Below are 15010 nucleotides of genomic sequence, written 5' to 3'. Positions count from 1 at the left end.
GTTGACCAACCCCCGTTGTAAAAGGGGGTTGGGGAGATTTACGCGTAATTGCTGGCGACAAACGCCCAGTTGATTTTGTCCCAAATGGTTTCGAGGTATTTCGGGCGGGCATTGCGATAGTCGATGTAATACGCGTGCTCCCAGACATCGACCGTTAACAGCGCCGTTTTGCCGGAAGTCATCGGCGTTCCGGCGTTAGAGGTGTTGAAAATCTCTAGCGAACCGTCGGCATTTTTCACCAACCATGTCCAGCCCGAGCCGAAGTTGGTCGCGCCAGCTTGGGCAAATTGCTTCTTAAATTCTTCAAACGAGCCAAAAGTTGCTGCGATCGCTGCGCCCAAGTCGCCATCTGGTGCACCGCCGCCAGTGGGACTGAGGCAATTCCAATAAAAACTGTGATTCCACACCTGCGCCGCATTGTTAAAAATTCCGCCCGTTGCTTTCAAAATGATGTCGGTCAAACTCAGATCGGCAAATTCAGTCCCAGCAATCAGGTTGTTGAGATTGGTCACATAGGTTTGATGATGCTTGCCGTAGTGATACTCAATCGTTTCCGCTGAAATCACGGGGGCAAGTGCATCTTTCGCGTAGGGTAATGCTGGTAATTCGTGGGTCATGCTGTGAATGCTCCAATGGGTGAAAGAAGAAGTTGTCAGTTTTCAGTGAACGTGGTGTTTCTTGTTGCCAACGGAAAACCGTGTCCAGTCCTGCGGAATGAAAATAAGCACATATCCACAGTTCTCAAGCCATGATTGATGCAAATCGCCATTCATTCGTGATCAACAGCATTCTGCTTGTGCAATCGCTTTATCATCGACTTACCATAGTGAAATGAACGACTAATAGCGGCTGGCAGTTGCAGGCTTTGTGGAGAAATTGCGTTTATGTTGAACATCTTGATCGTCGATGATGAGGAGCTTTTTCGCGTCATGCTGGCTGAAATGGTGCGCCGCGAAGGACATCAGGCACACACTGCGAGCAATGGCAACGAGGCACTCCGCGCTGTCGCCCAACAACCACCCGATCTCATCATTACTGACATTTTGATGCCAGAAAAAGACGGCATCGAACTGATTGCTGAACTCGCTAAACGCGGCAACCGCATTCCAATCATCGCCATTTCCGGCGGACGCCGCACCATCAGTTCTGAGTTCAATCTGGAATCGGCAACACTGATAGGTGTGCGGGCGACCTTGCCCAAACCCTTCACGCGTGAGGCGTTGCGCCGCGCCATTGCTGATGCGCTCGCGCCTTGAGCACTGTGATGTCATCGTCTCCCACCATCATCGTCGTTACCAACCGCAAAGGCGGCAGCGGCAAAACTACGACCGCTGTCAATGTTGCTGCTGAGTTCGCCGCCACTGGTCAACGTACCCTGTTGATTGATTTGGATACGCAAGGGCATTGCGCTCTCGGTTTAGGCGTGAAAACCAGCGCCAGCCAGCTCACTGCGCATCATTTGTTTACTGCTGCTGGCGCGACGCTGCCACTGACGGCGGCGATTGTGCGCACTGCGTGGGAACTGCTCGATCTCGTGCCAGCGGACCCGGAGTTTCAGCACGACAACGCACCGAATGACGATCACATCCTCGCCCGCGCTTTGACGGATTCCACCATTACCAGCAGTTATGCACGAATTGTGATTGATTCGCCGCCGTCATTGGATCGGCTGCTGCGCAATGCGTTGACTGCTGCGCAGTGGGCATTGATTCCATTTGTGCCGCATCCTCTGTCTGGCGAAGGAGTGCGCCAGCTGGCGCGGCTATTTTTTCGGATTGCGATGACGACCAATGCCGAATTGCGGTTACTGGGATTGCTGCCGGTGCAGCTCGACTCGCGCATCATTCAACATCGCCGGGTGCAGGAGCAGGTGGTTGGACAATTTGGGCTGGCGCGGTTGCTCGGTGGCATTCGCACTGACATCAAACTGGCGGAAGCCTTTGCTGCTGGTCGTCCGATTCGTTATTACGCGCCGCGCAGTCGTGGCAATGAGGACTATCAAACCGCATTTGCGAATGTCTTAGCTCGGCTGGCGATTGCCAGCTAAGTTGGCACGATTTCCCCCCTTAGCAAAAGGGGGCAGGGGGGATTTAAAGATTCAAGCCTTTGACGCCGAGGAGAAATCCCCCCTAACCCCCCTTTTGCTAAGGGGGGAACTTTCGTGTAACACCTAAACTGAAAACTTCTTTCAATCCCAACAGGTTAAATACTCATGACCCACACTGCACACAACGTTGATCCAGTGGAAATCAGCAAATTTGAAGAGCTTGCCGCCCGCTGGTGGGACCCAAATAGCGAGTTCAAACCGCTGCACGATATCAATCCGCTGCGTTTGGAATACATCGACCGCACCGCAGGCGGATTAGCCGACAAACGGGTGCTTGATGTCGGTTGCGGCGGCGGAATTTTGTCGGAAAGCATGGCGTTACGCGGGGCGCAAGTGATTGGCATCGACATGGGCGCGATGCCGCTGCGGGTGGCGGAATTGCACACGTTGGAAAGTGGCGTAGAAGTGGAATATCGGCAAATCACTTCCGAGGCGCTGGCTGCCGAACAGCCGGGCAGTTTCGATGTCGTGACCTGCATGGAAATGTTGGAACACGTTCCAAGCCCAGCGTCAGTGGTCGAAGCCTGTGCGCGGCTGGTGCGTCCCGGCGGCAAAGTGTTTTTTTCGACGCTGAATCGCAATCCCAAATCTTTTCTGTTTGCGATTGTCGGCGCGGAATATCTGCTCGGGTTATTGCCGAAAGGAACGCACGATTATGCGCGGTTCATTCGCCCGTCCGAACTGGACAGTTGGATTCGCAAAACGCCGCTGCGCACGCTCGATTTGATCGGTATGACTTACAACCCGTTAACCCGCACTTATCGCCTCAGTCCGCGCCAGCTTGATGTCAATTATCTGGTCGCCTGCGTCCGCGAAACCGCCTGAGAAACAAGATGATGGAGCAAAATTCACTGCCGCTGGCGGAGCGGATTATTCTCGTCACTGGCGCGACCGAAGGGATTGGGCAAGCGGTGGCGCTGGCGTGTGCGCAGGCTGGCGCAACCGTGATTCTGTCTGCATTCAAAGCGGATGATTTAGAACCCATTTATGACGCTATCGTTGCTGCTGGCGCACCGGAACCAGCAATGTTGCCGCTGAATTTGGAAACGGCGACCGAAGTTGATTTCATCGCTGCCGCGAACATCATCGGCGACACTTTCGGGCATTTGGACGGGCTGGCGCACTGCGCAGCGTTTGCGCCCTATCTCAGCCGGATTGACGATTACGACGCGACCGAGTGGGAACGGGTGCTGCGCATCAATTTAACTGCGCCATTTTTATTGACCCAAGCCTGTTTGCCGCTGCTGCGAGCGTCCACTGCGGCATCCATCGTGTTCACTGCTGACCGCGTGGGACGACGCGGCAAAGCCTATTGGGGCGCGTTCGCCGCTGCCAAATTCGGCATTGAAGGACTGATGCAGGTGCTCGCCGACGAAACCCGCGCTGGCGGTCACATCCGCGTCAACAGCTTCGATCCCGGTATCGTCCGCACTGCGTTACGCGCCCACCTGTATCCCGGCGAAGACCCGCACACGCATCCCGAACCGGCGACCATCACCGACCGCTACATTTACCTGCTCAGTGCTGCCAGCTCCGGCATCACTGGTCAATCCTGCTGATTATTCTTAGCTTCTCGCGGTCGAGCTATTCGGTCAGCGAGAAGCACCAGCGCAGTATCTTCCGATACATTTTTCTTAACTTTCGTTAACTGCGACAACTTAATCCGTGACCGGCGTTGTCGGGTGTATCTACCAAGGCACGAAATAAACACTTCGTGCTCCAACTCTTAGATGCGTTTCAAGTTTTACGCTAACAACTCGTGTTAGCAACCGCATACTCGAACTTGTTAAAGAGCTTAAATTAACAACGCGGGCTTGGTTCTCGCCATAAGGTACACGTTGTTGCAAACATAATAACCATGATGTAGCGATCATGTCTAATCAATGATTAGTAACCAATGTTAAAAATTGTTAACTTATTGAATGCTATACATTGACCTTTTGGATTTCGCATCAAGTTGTGTTTTCAGCATGAACCAACCGGCATCCAAAACGGACTTTGCCATCTTGGTTTTTACCAATTTGGAACTACTGACGTTGCCGACAACGATCAATGAATTCTCACGCACAATTTTAGTGGTGAATTAGTGTAAATGGTTAGCTCGACGGTTTTTGAGTTTGGCATGAATCGCTTTAACGCGCTTCTTTTTATTAGCACGTTGGGCAATACCAAGTTGCTGTTCAGCATTGCGATAAAACTGTTTTGATTCGAGCTTTAAGCCATTACTGCAGGTCGCTACTTTTTTAAGACCAAGATCAATACCGATTTCACCACGACCTGACATTTCAATAACGGGTACTTGCACCACGACATTAAAATACCAGCGCCCGCGCGAATCCTCGGTAAATGAACCAGATCGAAACGCAAATTGCGATAAACTGTAGCTGTCCCAGACCTTGAAGAAGTGCTTGTTGTAACGAACTTGACCGTTTTTCCACACTGCAGCGCCAGACTTAAACGGAACCCAGCCCAATGCACGGCGACTACCACCAGACACTCGCCAGCGCAGCTTGTCTTTTTTGAATTGCTTACGCGCTTTAGCGTGTGCTTCGGTCACTTCCTGCACTGTTTGCGAATGAATCGTGAAACCGCGTGATTTTGCGAAAATAGCCTGACTTTTGGCTAAATCAAACGCCGAAAAATTAAACCGCATCCAACCTACTTCGGGAATAGGCATGTATGAGTATTCAGCCGTGATGGCATTCGCTTCATTCCAGATTTGATTGCACTCAAACGCCCATTGGCGCAGTAATGGAGCGTGTTTGTCCTTGATGCGGACTTTGAGCGTTTTCAGGGTGGTTTCTGGATTCATGTCGTATTTTTACACTTCACGCGTTAAGCGTGCAAAAACTTAAAAGCAGCGATTGATGACAACATCTCACGCACGATTGACGTACTGCTTGGCATTTACAAACAAGACCAAAACCGCGTAAAAACCGCCTCGAACGGCGTTTTACCTGGTTCCAAATCATTCGCTGGCGGGTTGTTCGTTACCCATGACTGACCCGATAAATTGCCACCGAATCTATCCCGTTGATTTCACTTTTAATCAGGAACTTAACATGAGCTTTTTTATTTCCGATGCCATCGCCCAAACCGGCGACGCTGCTGCCTCCGCTGGCGGCTCCATCATGGCGCTGCTGCCGCTGGTACTGTTTGCCGTAGTGTTTTATTTCCTGCTGATTCGTCCGCAGACCAAACGCCAAAAAGAACATCAGAAGATGGTGGATTCGCTGGCGAAAAACGATGAAATCGTCACCGTCGGCGGCATGGCTGGGCGCATCGCGGAAATTGGCGACAACTTTGTACTGGTGGAAATTGCCGAAGGCATTCAGGTCAAGGTGCGGCGCTCTGCGGTGGAATCCGTGATGCCCAAAGGCACACTGAAAGACCTTTAACCTCCTCGCGTGTGGTTTCAACAGCGCCGCCATCTGTCAATGTCGGCGCTGTTTGTTTATTTGCCTTATGCGATCCCGCGTTTTTGCAACTTGGAACTGCCGATGAACCGATACCCGTTGTGGAAGAACCTGCTGATTTTAAGCGTGATTTTGGTCAGTCTGCTGCTGGCGTGGCCGAATCTTTATTCTCAAGACCCCTCGATTGAAATTACCGCCGCTCGCGGTGTGACCGTGACCGAAGCCAGCGTCGGCGAAATCCGCGCCGCGTTGGATAACGCCAGCATTCCCGTCAAGGAAATCAAATTGCGCGACGGTGGCAAAGTGCTGATTCGTTTCGCTGCTGCCAGCGATCAATTGCGCGGACAGGAGGCAATTGAGCAAACGTTATCAACGCGTTATCACACTGCGCTGACGTTGTCAGCGGATTTGCCCGGCTGGATGCCAGCGCTGGGTTTGAAGCCGATGAATCTCGGTCTCGATCTGCGCGGCGGCATTCATGTCGTGATTGATGTCGATTTGGATGCAGCGTTGGAGCAGGCGCTGGAGCGCAATCTCGGCGACATGCGGACGCAATTGCGCGATAAGAAAATCCGTTATCTGACGCTGACCCGCGACAGCAATCACATCATCGCCAAATTTGACGATGCGGAATCTCGCGCCGCTGCCGTGAAAGCGTTGCAGCGCGACACGCAGGATATGCAGATCGAAACCAGTGAGGACGGCGACCGCTTTATTGCCCAGCTCAGTTTGTTGCCGACCGCGCAGCGCCAGATTAAAGATTTCGCGTTAGAACAAAACATTACGACGCTGCGCAATCGCGTGAATGCGTTGGGCATCGCCGAGCCGAGCATTGCCCGTCAAGGCGAGCGGCGCATTGTGGTGCAGTTGCCCGGTGCACAAGACCCCGGTCGGTTGAAGGAAATTCTCGGCGCGACGGCAACTTTGGAATATCGCCTCGTCGATACCGAAGGCAGCGTGGCGGATGCAGTGGCGGGCAAGGTTCCGGTCGCCAGCAAGCTCTATTACGAACGCGACGGCAAACCGATTTTGCTCAAACGCCGCGTCATCGTCACCGGCGATCAAATCACCGATGCGTCATCCGGCTTTGATAATCAAAGCGGTACGCCAACGGTGTTTGTCAATCTCGACGGTCAGGGTGCGCGGCGAATGCGCGATATGACGACCGAAAATGTCGGCAAACCGATGGCGGTGGTGTTTATCGAAAATCGCACCACCACGGCGATGGTGGACGGTAAACCGGTCAAAACCACGCGCAAAGTGGAGGAAGTGATTAGCGTCGCCACCATCCGCGAACCGTTCGGCTCGCGCTTCCAAACGACTGGGTTGGAGAGCAGCGCCGAAGCCCACGATACCGCGCTGCTGCTGCGTTCGGGCGCATTGGCTGCCCCGATTCAGATCGTCGAAGAGCGCACCATCGGCCCCAGTTTGGGACAGGACAACATCGACCAAGGCATCCTGTCGGTGCTGATTGGCATGGGCGCGGTGGTGCTGTTTATGGGCTTTTATTACCGCGTATTCGGCTTGATCGCCAACGTCGCGCTGGTCGTCAATTTGGTGATGATCGCAGCAGTGCTGGGGCTGCTCGGCGCAACGCTGACCATGCCCGGCATTGCGGGAATGGTGCTCACGCTGGGCATGTCAGTTGATGCTAACGTGTTGATTTTCGAGCGAATGCGCGAAGAAATCAAAAACGGTAATTCACCGCAAGCCAGTATTGCTGCCGGCTTTGAAAAAGCCTTTTCAACGATTGTTGACGGTCACGTCACCACGTTAATTGCGGCAATTGTCCTATTCAGTTTTGGCACGGGTCCAGTGAAAGGTTTTGCGGTCACGCTCATTATTGGTTTAGCCAGCTCCATGTTCACCGCAATTAATTGTAGCCGCGCCTTAATCAATTTGGCGTATGGCGGCAAACGTTTGAAAACCCTGCCTGTTTAAGAGAACCCATTATGCGAGCAATTAAACTTCCTCAATTCAACTTTTTATCGCAGCGCCGGAAAGCGATGATCTTTTCTGCAGTGCTCATTGTCACGAGCCTGCTGTCACTGGCGATTCAAGGATTAAATCTCGGTTTGGATTTCACCGGCGGTACAGTCGTGGAAGTCAATTATAAAACGGCAGTTGATCTTGCCGAGGTGCGCAAGGCTTTAAGCACTGCCGGTTTTGAAAACGTCATGGCGCAGCAATTCGGAACACCGCGTGATGTGTTATTACGCATTCCGCCCGTGGGTGATACCAACGACCATGAACTTAGCAAGCGAGTATTTAATGCCTTAAATGCTGCCGCACCGGATCAAGTTGAGTTGCGCCGAGTTGAATTCGTCGGTCCGCAAGTCGGTAAAGAATTGGCGGATCAAAGCGGATTGTCGGTGCTATTTTCACTCATTGGCATTCTGATTTATGTCGCATTGCGGTTTGAATGGCGTTTTTCTGTTGGCGCAGTGATTGCGACCATGCACGATGCAACGATTGTGGTCGGCGCATTCTCGCTATTTCAAATTGATTTTGATCTCACCGTATTGGCCGCAGTGCTTACCGTCATCGGTTATTCACTGAATGATACCGTCGTTGTTTTTGATCGAATTCGAGAGAATTTCCGCAAAGTGCGGCGCGGCACGGTCATTGAAATCATGGATCAATCGGTGAATGAAACCATGACGCGAACCATTATTACCGCTGGAACGGTATTTTTAGTGGTGGTGACGCTGTATTTCTTTGGCGGACCAACGCTGCATGGTTTTTCATTGGCGTTAATTATTGGCGTGGTGTTCGGAACCTATTCGACGATTTACGTCGCCAGCGCGTCAGTGGTTGCGCTCGGCGTGAGTCGCGCTGATTTGTTGCGTCCACCCAAGGAAGCAGTGACCGACGGGCGGCCTTAAATCCCCCTCGCCCCCCTTTTTTCAAAGGGGGGAATTGAATTAGATGGAGAGTGATGAATGAACTGTATTATGGCGACAATTTAGATTTTGTGGAATAGGCTCAAAGATGACACGATTGATCTGTGTTAATTCTAAGCGCAATTATTTTCAGATTTATAACAACATCGGCAAAGAGGATCAGGCGCAAGCCCAAGCATTTGTTGATACTTGAGCTTGGAATGATAAAGTTTTTCTCACTAAATCGAGAGATGCGCTGCTGAAACGCACAGTTCAATCGCTTCAATATGATTTGTTCGTCCACTTTCTTTGCCAACAGCACGATAGCGTTTTGATAGGAATATCATTCCATAAGCTGCCAAAAAATCGGTATAACTTACTGCGCATTAGCGATAAATAAGAAGCAAAGATTCCCATAATCCACGTGCAGATTTCTCACTGCTATCCACAATATACGCGCCAATAATGTCACGTGTGCAAGTGTCAATCGACAACCAAAGCCATTGTTTATTTTTGTATGTACAAATAACTACATTTCATCACACTCAATCGTGATTCATCCCCGGCGCTTTTTACTCACTTCAACGTGACGTGGAATTGATTCGTGTTTTTTGTTGACATAGCGTTGCAGCCAAAATTTTGAGACGCCAACAATTCGAGTAATAGCAGCTAAAGAAACCCGCTCTAAAAGCAAGCGGTCAATCAAAGATTTCTTTTCATCAGAGATCATGCTTTTATCAGGGCTTAATACAAATTGTCGTCCGCAGTCTTTACATCGGTACATTTGCTTATTGGTAGCATTAAAACCGTTTTTGACGAAAGATTGAGAGTGGCATTTAGGGCAGTGCATAAAATAACTCCGATTCAAGTGCGTAATGATATTTTAATTTTATCCTATCGACATTACCACTACCACCCACTCACCCCGGCAGCGATGTCGGGGCAATCACTTCAGTGCTGCTATACTGTACGGAAATACACCGTATGGATGCAGCACATGGTTGAAAGCGACCGTCTTGATCTTCGTCTCCCCACGACTGCCAAACAATTACTCCAGCAAGCGGCAGCAATAACTGGCAACACCCTGAGCGCACTGGTGCTGAATGCGGCACTGGATCGGGCGCGTGACATTCTGCAAACCCACCAGCATTTTGTGCTCACAACTGAGGAATGGCGCGACTTTATGCGGTCATTGGACGACCCACCGCCGCCTACTGCTGCCCTGCGTCAAGCGTGGCGCAATGAAGATTGAACTGCTTGATCCGGCGCGGCATGAACGGCGCGGATTTGAGAGTGGGAACGCGCAACTGGATGAGTATCTGCACCGCTACGCCATGCAAGGGCAACGGCAGCAACTGGTGCGAGTTTATGTTGCAGTTGATGACCTGAACCGCGTCGTGGGTTATTGCACTTTGTCGGCAGCGTCAGTGCGTCATACCGAATTGTCCCCTGATCATGCCCGCCGTCTGCCGCGTTATCCGCTCCCAGCCGTGTTGATTGGTCGCCTTGCCAGTGACCGGACTGCTCGTGCCACTGGTCAGCGCATCGGTTCACGACTGCTGATCCATGCGTTGAAGCAAGCCTTACGCGCTGCGGACAGTATCGGGGTGCAATGTGTCATCGTGGACAGCAAACCGGATGCAGTGGGATTTTATCAACGCTTCGGGTTTATGCCGTTGCAAGCGGACGGACATCAACTGTATTTACCAATCGCTACGATCCGAATGCTGGCGACAGATTAAAATCAATTCCACAGTTGCCGAGGTCAACCATGAATCAAGATAAATTATCCGCAGCATTCTTAAACGCCAGCAATGAATACTCTGAATTGGTCGCGCAGGGTTTGGGTGAACCACCAGCAGCAGCACGCGCATTTGCACGCATGATGGAAAACGCTCCGCAATCCTTTATGGATGTGGCGCATGACGTGGCGATGGAAATGGGATTGATGCCGGAGAAACCAGACGGATACACCGCTAATGGAGAGCCTGTTTATCGTTTGGAATCAATCGCAAAACGCTTGGGTATATCGAAAGAGGAAGCGGAGAAATCACTGCACGAATTCGAAGATGCGACTGGTAAGCAATTCTTTGATGTTGATGATGTGTATTTGGTGCAGTGAATTAGCAAAATGGGAATAATGCAGTTAATCCTTGGCGAACTCGTGCTTCATCTTGTGGTGAAAGCTGACCGAGAACGCTACGAATTAAACGATGGTCAAGTGTAAAGAGTTTGAAGCGCACTTTAGATGGTGCGGGTAAACCAGCCGCGCTCAGATCATCGATGATGCAATCGAGAGGCCAAGCGGCATTTTCAGCAGAAGTAATCATTGCCATTACCGAATGACCAACCAGCGTGTTAAACCGAGATTGATCGGACAGAATAAGCGCCGGACGATTCTTGGTGGCGCTGCGATCTGTGAATGGAAAAGGCACCCGCACCACGTCAAAAGCGTTAAAGATCACGATACGCAACCTCATCTGCTGCACTTGCCCACTCGCTTAAAGTACCTTCCAAAGCGTGAAGATAATCCATATCCAGCGGTTCAGCGCGGCGTACCTGTACAGAACCATTATTGGCTTCCCACACAATCCGATCACCGGGCTTGACGTTGAGCAGTGCTCGAATTTCCTGTGGGATGGTGGTTTGTCCTTTGGCGGTGATTTTACCGATGGTCAGCATGGCAGTTGTCCAGCGTTGAGAATGATGTCCTTACTGTAAGGCGGTCATTCTGGTCTGGCAAGTATAAACGTATCAGCAGATCAGTCACGCCCAGTCGGTTGTCCACGCAGGCGCATGTATTCCTCTGCTGATAGCACGTTCCAAACCGTTGATGGGAAATGTGCTAAGGCGTTTAATGTACATCCGTCATACATCCTTACGGGTATCACCATGCACACGACACGGGTTTTTAAGAATGGCAATTCGCAAGCGGTGCGGATTCCGGCAGCACTAGCGTATGAACACACCGATATTGAACTGGAGATTGAACGTGAAGGCGATGAACTCAGAATACGCCCCGCACGTCGGTCATTGTCTGGTGTCTTGAATAAATTTGCCCAATTCTCTCCTGACTTTTTGATTGAAGGGCGCGGCACTCAGGAACAAGTTGAGCGGGATGTTTGGTAATCTCATTACCGCTGATATAAACAATTCATGGTTTCAATCACGCGGGAATATCTTTGTCAAGATAAAAACGCCATTCCCGTTGATTAAACAGTGATTCGTTCCTGTTCAATAAAAGGGCGCAATTCCGGTCGCAAGGCGCTTTCTGTAATCAAATCCACCGGACACTTCAGGAAATCCTCCAGATAAAACTGCACTCCAAAGTAACGGGCGGAAGTCGCAGCTCCATCAAAACGCACGAGGATGTCAACATCGCTATCGGCGCTTGCGGTATCGCGGGCAGTGGAACCGAATAACGCAAGGCTAATTACACCAAAGCGCGTGTGCAATTCCGGCTTGCTCTGGGTGAGTAATTCAAGGGTGCGTTGGCGATTCATCTTTTATCAACCCAAGGATTTAATGTTGCAACTCCGGCAGCAATAAAATCACTGGTGTCTCTGGTCACAACGGTTAATCCATGCTGGGCTGCGGTCGCGGCAATGAGAACGTCTGGATGACTGAAGGTGTGTCCAACCCGGCGACCGCTGTCAATGATGAGTCGCCATTGCAATAAGACATCTTCAGAGATGGGAAGTGTCCGCGTGGTAAACATGGGACGCAGTTGTTGCTCTAACCAATGTCGCAGTTCAGCACGGCGTTCTGGTGCAGCGATCAATTCAATCCCAAACCGAATCTCGGCAAAGGTCACTTCACTGACGTAGAGCTGGCTTAAAGGCTGGGCGCTAACAAATGCGACAACCGCAGGCGCTGGCTGTGGTCGCCGCAACTCAGATAAGACATTGGTGTCCAGTAGCCATCCGCTCATAGCGTGACCGCTCTCACCGCTCCCTGCACTTTGGGATGTTCCAGCACGAGGTCGGTAAGCGCCGTTCCCGCCATCAGCTCTACCAAGTCATGCCCAGTCGGTTGTCCCCGCAGGCGCATGTATTCCTCGGCAGATAGCACGACAGCACGTTCCAAACCGTTGACGGTGACATGCTGAGGACAGTCACGCGCTCGCCGTACCAGTTCACTGAATCGTGCTTTGGCGTCTTGAAGCTGCCAGTGATTCCTTGCTTCAGGGTGAGATGGCTCGTTCATGGTGTTATTCCAAAGTGGTCAGCCTGACTAGACTGTAGTCCACAATCCCATGATCTGCAAAGTCACCGCTCAAACAATTCCTCCGCTTGTTTCACCAATTCCGGTATGACGATGCGATTTAATACCTTCTGCTGGCTCACATCATTCTGCTCGGCAATAAACCGCAACATGGTGAGTTGATATTCATTCAGCCGGATTGAAATCGATGTCAAGACCCGAGAGATTGTAGACCTGTTTTTTGAAGCGTTCAGGTTCCTTCTGTTGCCAGTTTTTCAACGCTTGCACCGGTGACACATGTCCAAGGGCTTTTTGGGGTATCTGATGGTTATACATCCGCACATAATGGTGCAGCGTTTCCTCTAACTTCTTTCCAGAATCAAAGCGCGTCGTCGCCACTACCTCGGCAATCCGTCCGTTAAATCGCTCGACCATTCCGTTCGTTTGCGGATGCGAGGGCGGAATTAGGCGATGCTCAATCTGGTGTTCTTTACAAACTAAATCAAAGCGATGGCGACCAGTCGGTTCGCGTTCGCCGGTAGCGCAGAAACGATCAGTAAACTCCTTACCGTTGTCGGTCAACACCTTTTCCATCTTAAACGCGGCAGCAGCGATCACTTGCTGGAGAAACGCGCTGGCGTTGGCGGCAGTTTTCTGAGCAAAAACCTTGGCATAGACCCAACGCGTTGCCCGATCAATGGCGACAAAAAGATAGCGATGGGCTTGTTCATCCGGCATCTTAGGGAGGTATTTAATATCCATGTGGATAAAACCGGGCGCGTAATCTTTGAACTGTTTAGGTGGTTTTTTCGCACCTTCTTCTTTTGGAATCAATTCTTTAAGGTTGGAGACATGGTGGCGACGTAAGCAACGCTGTAGCCCTGAGCGCGATACCTCAGGGTTAAAACAGGTGCGCAGCACGACCAGCAAGTCATCGATGGGTAGCAACAACGTCGTGCGCAACTCCACGGCGATCAATTCTTCCAATGGTTTCAAAGTGGTATGTAGATGATGCGGACAATGAGACGCATCGTCAGTGGTCTCGCGGTGACGCCATTTGCGTACCGTCGCCCGATTCAGATGATATTCGCGGGCGAGTTCACGCTCAGATTTAGTGGAATGTTGCAGTTCACGCCGGATCGCGGGAGTTGTGCGGGCATTTTTGTGTAAATTCAAGTTCATAGCATCAATTCTCCTCTGTGTGCCCAGCTATGTGTGGATGTAGGGCGCGGTGGTGAATGTCCGTGATGACGCCTTGCAAAGCCTCTCATGCTAAAAATAGTGGGTAGCTGCGTTGCGGAATATAATCATACGGTTCCTGACAGGTAGTGCCACGATCAATAGGATTAAATCCTCCTGGTGCTTTATAAATAAAGGTTAAAAGTTATTTATTCTTATTGATTCTGGGCACTACCTTTATTTGAATTGTGTGATAGAAAAAGCGGTTTATTTTTAGCTTTCAATCCCGATAGCGCCGCCCAAGATCGCCATAAGCATCAATTCGCCGATCGCGCAAAAACGACCACGACCGCCGTACCTGCTCCGTCCGCACCAAATTAACCTCAGCAATCAATAATTTAGGCGTTTGCGAATCCGCCTGCGCCAGCATTTCACCCTGCGGTCCGCACACAAAAGAACTGCCCCAAAACCGTGTGCCAGCGCCAGAACCACGCGGCTCCGGTTCAAAACCGACCCGATTGCAGGCTGCCAGCGTCAGACCGTTGGCGACCGCATGACCGCGTTGCACCGTCACCCACGCATCCAACTGGCGCGTTTGTTCGGCAGCCGAATCGTTCGGATTCCAGCCAATCGCCGTCGGATAGAGCAGAATTTGTGCGCCAGCCAACGCCATCGCCCGCGCTGCCTCTGGAAACCATTGATCCCAACTCACCAACACGCCCAGTCGCCCAATTGCCGTATCAATCGGGTTAAATCCCAAATCGCCCGGCGTGAAATAGTATTTTTCGTAATAGCTCGGCGCGTCAGGAACGTGCATCTTGCGATAAATCCCCGCCAGCGAACCGTCTACATCCAACACCACCGCCGTGTTGTGATACAACCCCGGAGCGCGGCGCTCAAACACCGAACCGACAATCACCATCTGTAATTCACGCGCCAGCCGACTTAATCGCTCGGTCGTCGGTCCGGGAATCGGCTCGGCCAAATCGAACAGCGCAGGGTCTTCCACTTGGCAAAAATAGGAACTGTTGTGTAATTCTTGCAACAACACCAAGCTGCAACCGCGATTAGCCGCCGTGCGAATCGCCGTTTCACAATCATCCAGATTCGCGGCAGCGCTGCCCTGATCGGATTGCTGGGCAAGGGCGATAATGAGGGGCTGGGACATAGCGCGGAATCTCGACTGAAAAACAATCCGACTATTATCTTCACAATTTGCCGCA

Annotated in this window: 20 protein-coding genes and 1 pseudogene; 11 read left to right on the top strand and 10 right to left on the bottom strand. The window is 51.3% G+C overall.

Annotation, left to right across the window (positions count from 1 at the left end):
• Positions 1 to 38: 38 nt before the first annotated feature.
• On the bottom strand, positions 39 to 617 hold the full coding sequence (locus tag CXB77_RS14705) for a superoxide dismutase (RefSeq protein WP_105074479.1): 579 nt from the start codon (positions 615 to 617) through the stop codon (positions 39 to 41).
• 267 nt (positions 618 to 884) lie between these two features.
• Between CXB77_RS14705 and CXB77_RS14700 the strand changes: the two genes are divergently transcribed.
• The 4 genes from CXB77_RS14700 to CXB77_RS14685 all read left to right on the top strand — a co-directional run bounded on the left by CXB77_RS14700 (position 885) and on the right by CXB77_RS14685 (position 3666).
• Positions 885 to 1256 carry a response regulator gene (locus CXB77_RS14700; protein WP_105074478.1) on the top strand — a complete coding sequence of 124 codons (372 nt, stop codon included), beginning with the start codon at positions 885 to 887 and terminating at the stop codon, positions 1254 to 1256.
• 8 nt (positions 1257 to 1264) lie between these two features.
• Positions 1265 to 2047, top strand: a complete 783-nt coding sequence (locus CXB77_RS14695; RefSeq protein WP_105074774.1) for a ParA family protein — start codon at positions 1265 to 1267, stop codon at positions 2045 to 2047.
• 165 nt (positions 2048 to 2212) lie between these two features.
• On the top strand, positions 2213 to 2932 hold the full coding sequence (gene ubiG, locus CXB77_RS14690; RefSeq protein WP_105074477.1) for a bifunctional 2-polyprenyl-6-hydroxyphenol methylase/3-demethylubiquinol 3-O-methyltransferase UbiG: 720 nt from the start codon (positions 2213 to 2215) through the stop codon (positions 2930 to 2932).
• Between the two features lie 11 nt (positions 2933 to 2943).
• The gene (locus CXB77_RS14685; RefSeq protein ID WP_105074773.1) at positions 2944 to 3666 is read left to right on the top strand and encodes an SDR family NAD(P)-dependent oxidoreductase; all 723 of its coding nucleotides are present in this window, start codon (positions 2944 to 2946) and stop codon (positions 3664 to 3666) included.
• A 524-nt stretch (positions 3667 to 4190) separates the two neighbouring features.
• Here the strand turns inward: CXB77_RS14685 and CXB77_RS14680 are convergent.
• Positions 4191 to 4919, bottom strand: coding sequence for a transposase (locus tag CXB77_RS14680; protein WP_197711017.1), 729 nt, complete (start codon positions 4917 to 4919; stop codon positions 4191 to 4193).
• 250 nt (positions 4920 to 5169) lie between these two features.
• Here CXB77_RS14680 and yajC point away from each other — a divergent pair, with 250 nt between their 5' ends.
• The 3 genes from yajC to secF all read left to right on the top strand — a co-directional run bounded on the left by yajC (position 5170) and on the right by secF (position 8408).
• A complete protein-coding gene (gene yajC, locus CXB77_RS14675; RefSeq protein ID WP_105073170.1) occupies positions 5170 to 5505 on the top strand; it encodes a preprotein translocase subunit YajC in 336 nt (111 codons plus the stop codon).
• A gap of 102 nt (positions 5506 to 5607) precedes the next feature.
• Entirely contained in the window at positions 5608 to 7464 is a 1857-nt protein-coding gene (gene secD / locus CXB77_RS14670) for a protein translocase subunit SecD (RefSeq protein ID WP_105073178.1), read from the top strand.
• 11 nt (positions 7465 to 7475) lie between these two features.
• Positions 7476 to 8408, top strand: a complete 933-nt coding sequence (secF, locus tag CXB77_RS14665; protein ID WP_105073171.1) for a protein translocase subunit SecF — start codon at positions 7476 to 7478, stop codon at positions 8406 to 8408.
• Positions 8409 to 8585: 177 nt separating this feature from the next.
• On the opposite strand, the pseudogene CXB77_RS14655 reads toward secF, so the two are convergent.
• Positions 8586 to 9255 (bottom strand): annotated as a pseudogene (locus tag CXB77_RS14655) (IS1 family transposase).
• Between CXB77_RS14655 and CXB77_RS22230 the strand changes: the two are divergent.
• From CXB77_RS22230 to CXB77_RS14640, 3 genes are read left to right on the top strand one after another with little or no spacing between them, the layout of a single operon-like run.
• Complete coding sequence (locus CXB77_RS22230; RefSeq protein WP_242445742.1) at positions 9250 to 9657, top strand: DUF1778 domain-containing protein; 408 nt, start codon at positions 9250 to 9252, stop codon at positions 9655 to 9657. The pseudogene CXB77_RS14655 and the gene CXB77_RS22230 sit on opposite strands and share 6 nt — an antisense overlap.
• The gene (locus tag CXB77_RS14645; protein ID WP_105074475.1) at positions 9647 to 10147 is read left to right on the top strand and encodes a GNAT family N-acetyltransferase; all 501 of its coding nucleotides are present in this window, start codon (positions 9647 to 9649) and stop codon (positions 10145 to 10147) included. Before CXB77_RS22230 ends, CXB77_RS14645 begins: the two co-directional genes overlap by 11 nt.
• Before the next feature lie 29 nt (positions 10148 to 10176).
• The gene (locus CXB77_RS14640; RefSeq protein WP_105074474.1) at positions 10177 to 10527 is read left to right on the top strand and encodes a hypothetical protein; all 351 of its coding nucleotides are present in this window, start codon (positions 10177 to 10179) and stop codon (positions 10525 to 10527) included.
• Position 10528: 1 nt separating this feature from the next.
• Here CXB77_RS14640 and CXB77_RS14635 read toward each other — a convergent pair whose 3' ends face one another.
• Together CXB77_RS14635 and CXB77_RS14630 are read right to left on the bottom strand one after the other, a co-directional pair.
• Positions 10529 to 10870, bottom strand: coding sequence for a type II toxin-antitoxin system PemK/MazF family toxin (locus CXB77_RS14635; RefSeq protein ID WP_105074473.1), 342 nt, complete (start codon positions 10868 to 10870; stop codon positions 10529 to 10531).
• Entirely contained in the window at positions 10860 to 11087 is a 228-nt protein-coding gene (locus tag CXB77_RS14630) for an AbrB/MazE/SpoVT family DNA-binding domain-containing protein (protein ID WP_105074472.1), read from the bottom strand. Before CXB77_RS14630 ends, CXB77_RS14635 begins: the two co-directional genes overlap by 11 nt.
• 210 nt (positions 11088 to 11297) lie before the next feature.
• On the opposite strand from CXB77_RS14630, the gene CXB77_RS14625 reads away from it, so the two are divergent.
• Entirely contained in the window at positions 11298 to 11534 is a 237-nt protein-coding gene (locus CXB77_RS14625) for an antitoxin (protein WP_105074471.1), read from the top strand.
• Between the two features lie 83 nt (positions 11535 to 11617).
• Here CXB77_RS14625 and CXB77_RS14620 read toward each other — a convergent pair whose 3' ends face one another.
• The 5 genes from CXB77_RS14620 to CXB77_RS14600 all read right to left on the bottom strand — a co-directional run bounded on the left by CXB77_RS14620 (position 11618) and on the right by CXB77_RS14600 (position 14955).
• On the bottom strand, positions 11618 to 11908 hold the full coding sequence (locus tag CXB77_RS14620) for a nucleotidyltransferase family protein (RefSeq protein WP_105074470.1): 291 nt from the start codon (positions 11906 to 11908) through the stop codon (positions 11618 to 11620).
• Positions 11905 to 12336 carry a type II toxin-antitoxin system VapC family toxin gene (locus CXB77_RS14615; protein ID WP_105074469.1) on the bottom strand — a complete coding sequence of 144 codons (432 nt, stop codon included), beginning with the start codon at positions 12334 to 12336 and terminating at the stop codon, positions 11905 to 11907. The genes CXB77_RS14620 and CXB77_RS14615 overlap by 4 nt, the downstream gene beginning before the upstream one ends.
• The gene (locus CXB77_RS14610; protein ID WP_105074468.1) at positions 12333 to 12611 is read right to left on the bottom strand and encodes a type II toxin-antitoxin system Phd/YefM family antitoxin; all 279 of its coding nucleotides are present in this window, start codon (positions 12609 to 12611) and stop codon (positions 12333 to 12335) included. Before CXB77_RS14610 ends, CXB77_RS14615 begins: the two co-directional genes overlap by 4 nt.
• Positions 12612 to 12794: 183 nt before the next feature.
• Positions 12795 to 13790, bottom strand: a complete 996-nt coding sequence (locus CXB77_RS14605; RefSeq protein ID WP_105074467.1) for an IS481 family transposase — start codon at positions 13788 to 13790, stop codon at positions 12795 to 12797.
• Between the two features lie 277 nt (positions 13791 to 14067).
• Positions 14068 to 14955: a carbon-nitrogen hydrolase gene (locus tag CXB77_RS14600; RefSeq protein ID WP_105074466.1), complete on the bottom strand. Its 888-nt coding sequence runs from the start codon at positions 14953 to 14955 to the stop codon at positions 14068 to 14070.
• Between the last annotated feature and the right edge of the window lie 55 nt (positions 14956 to 15010).

It is taken from the genome of Chromatium okenii (assembly GCF_002958735.1).
GTDB classification, from domain to species: domain Bacteria; phylum Pseudomonadota; class Gammaproteobacteria; order Chromatiales; family Chromatiaceae; genus Chromatium; species Chromatium okenii_A.
Note: the sequence above shows the minus strand (reverse complement) of the source record. Positions and strands in the feature narration are given on the sequence as shown.

Bases quoted from the DNA above. Each gene is read 5' to 3' on its own strand.
- CXB77_RS14705 (WP_105074479.1), bottom strand. From the start codon at position 617: ATGACCCACGAATTACCAGCATTACCCTACGCGAAAGATGCACTTGCC.
- CXB77_RS14700 (WP_105074478.1), top strand. From the start codon at position 885: ATGTTGAACATCTTGATCGTCGATGATGAGGAGCTTTTTCGCGTCATG.
- CXB77_RS14695 (WP_105074774.1), top strand. From the start codon at position 1,265: ATGTCATCGTCTCCCACCATCATCGTCGTTACCAACCGCAAAGGCGGC.
- ubiG (WP_105074477.1), top strand. From the start codon at position 2,213: ATGACCCACACTGCACACAACGTTGATCCAGTGGAAATCAGCAAATTT.
- CXB77_RS14685 (WP_105074773.1), top strand. From the start codon at position 2,944: ATGGAGCAAAATTCACTGCCGCTGGCGGAGCGGATTATTCTCGTCACT.
- CXB77_RS14680 (WP_197711017.1), bottom strand. From the start codon at position 4,919: ATGAATCCAGAAACCACCCTGAAAACGCTCAAAGTCCGCATCAAGGAC.
- yajC (WP_105073170.1), top strand. From the start codon at position 5,170: ATGAGCTTTTTTATTTCCGATGCCATCGCCCAAACCGGCGACGCTGCT.
- secD (WP_105073178.1), top strand. From the start codon at position 5,608: ATGAACCGATACCCGTTGTGGAAGAACCTGCTGATTTTAAGCGTGATT.
- secF (WP_105073171.1), top strand. From the start codon at position 7,476: ATGCGAGCAATTAAACTTCCTCAATTCAACTTTTTATCGCAGCGCCGG.
- CXB77_RS14645 (WP_105074475.1), top strand. From the start codon at position 9,647: ATGAAGATTGAACTGCTTGATCCGGCGCGGCATGAACGGCGCGGATTT.
- CXB77_RS14640 (WP_105074474.1), top strand. From the start codon at position 10,177: ATGAATCAAGATAAATTATCCGCAGCATTCTTAAACGCCAGCAATGAA.
- CXB77_RS14630 (WP_105074472.1), bottom strand. From the start codon at position 11,087: ATGCTGACCATCGGTAAAATCACCGCCAAAGGACAAACCACCATCCCA.
- CXB77_RS14625 (WP_105074471.1), top strand. From the start codon at position 11,298: ATGCACACGACACGGGTTTTTAAGAATGGCAATTCGCAAGCGGTGCGG.
- CXB77_RS14620 (WP_105074470.1), bottom strand. From the start codon at position 11,908: ATGAATCGCCAACGCACCCTTGAATTACTCACCCAGAGCAAGCCGGAA.
- CXB77_RS14615 (WP_105074469.1), bottom strand. From the start codon at position 12,336: ATGAGCGGATGGCTACTGGACACCAATGTCTTATCTGAGTTGCGGCGA.
- CXB77_RS14610 (WP_105074468.1), bottom strand. From the start codon at position 12,611: ATGAACGAGCCATCTCACCCTGAAGCAAGGAATCACTGGCAGCTTCAA.
- CXB77_RS14605 (WP_105074467.1), bottom strand. From the start codon at position 13,790: ATGAACTTGAATTTACACAAAAATGCCCGCACAACTCCCGCGATCCGG.
- CXB77_RS14600 (WP_105074466.1), bottom strand. From the start codon at position 14,955: ATGTCCCAGCCCCTCATTATCGCCCTTGCCCAGCAATCCGATCAGGGC.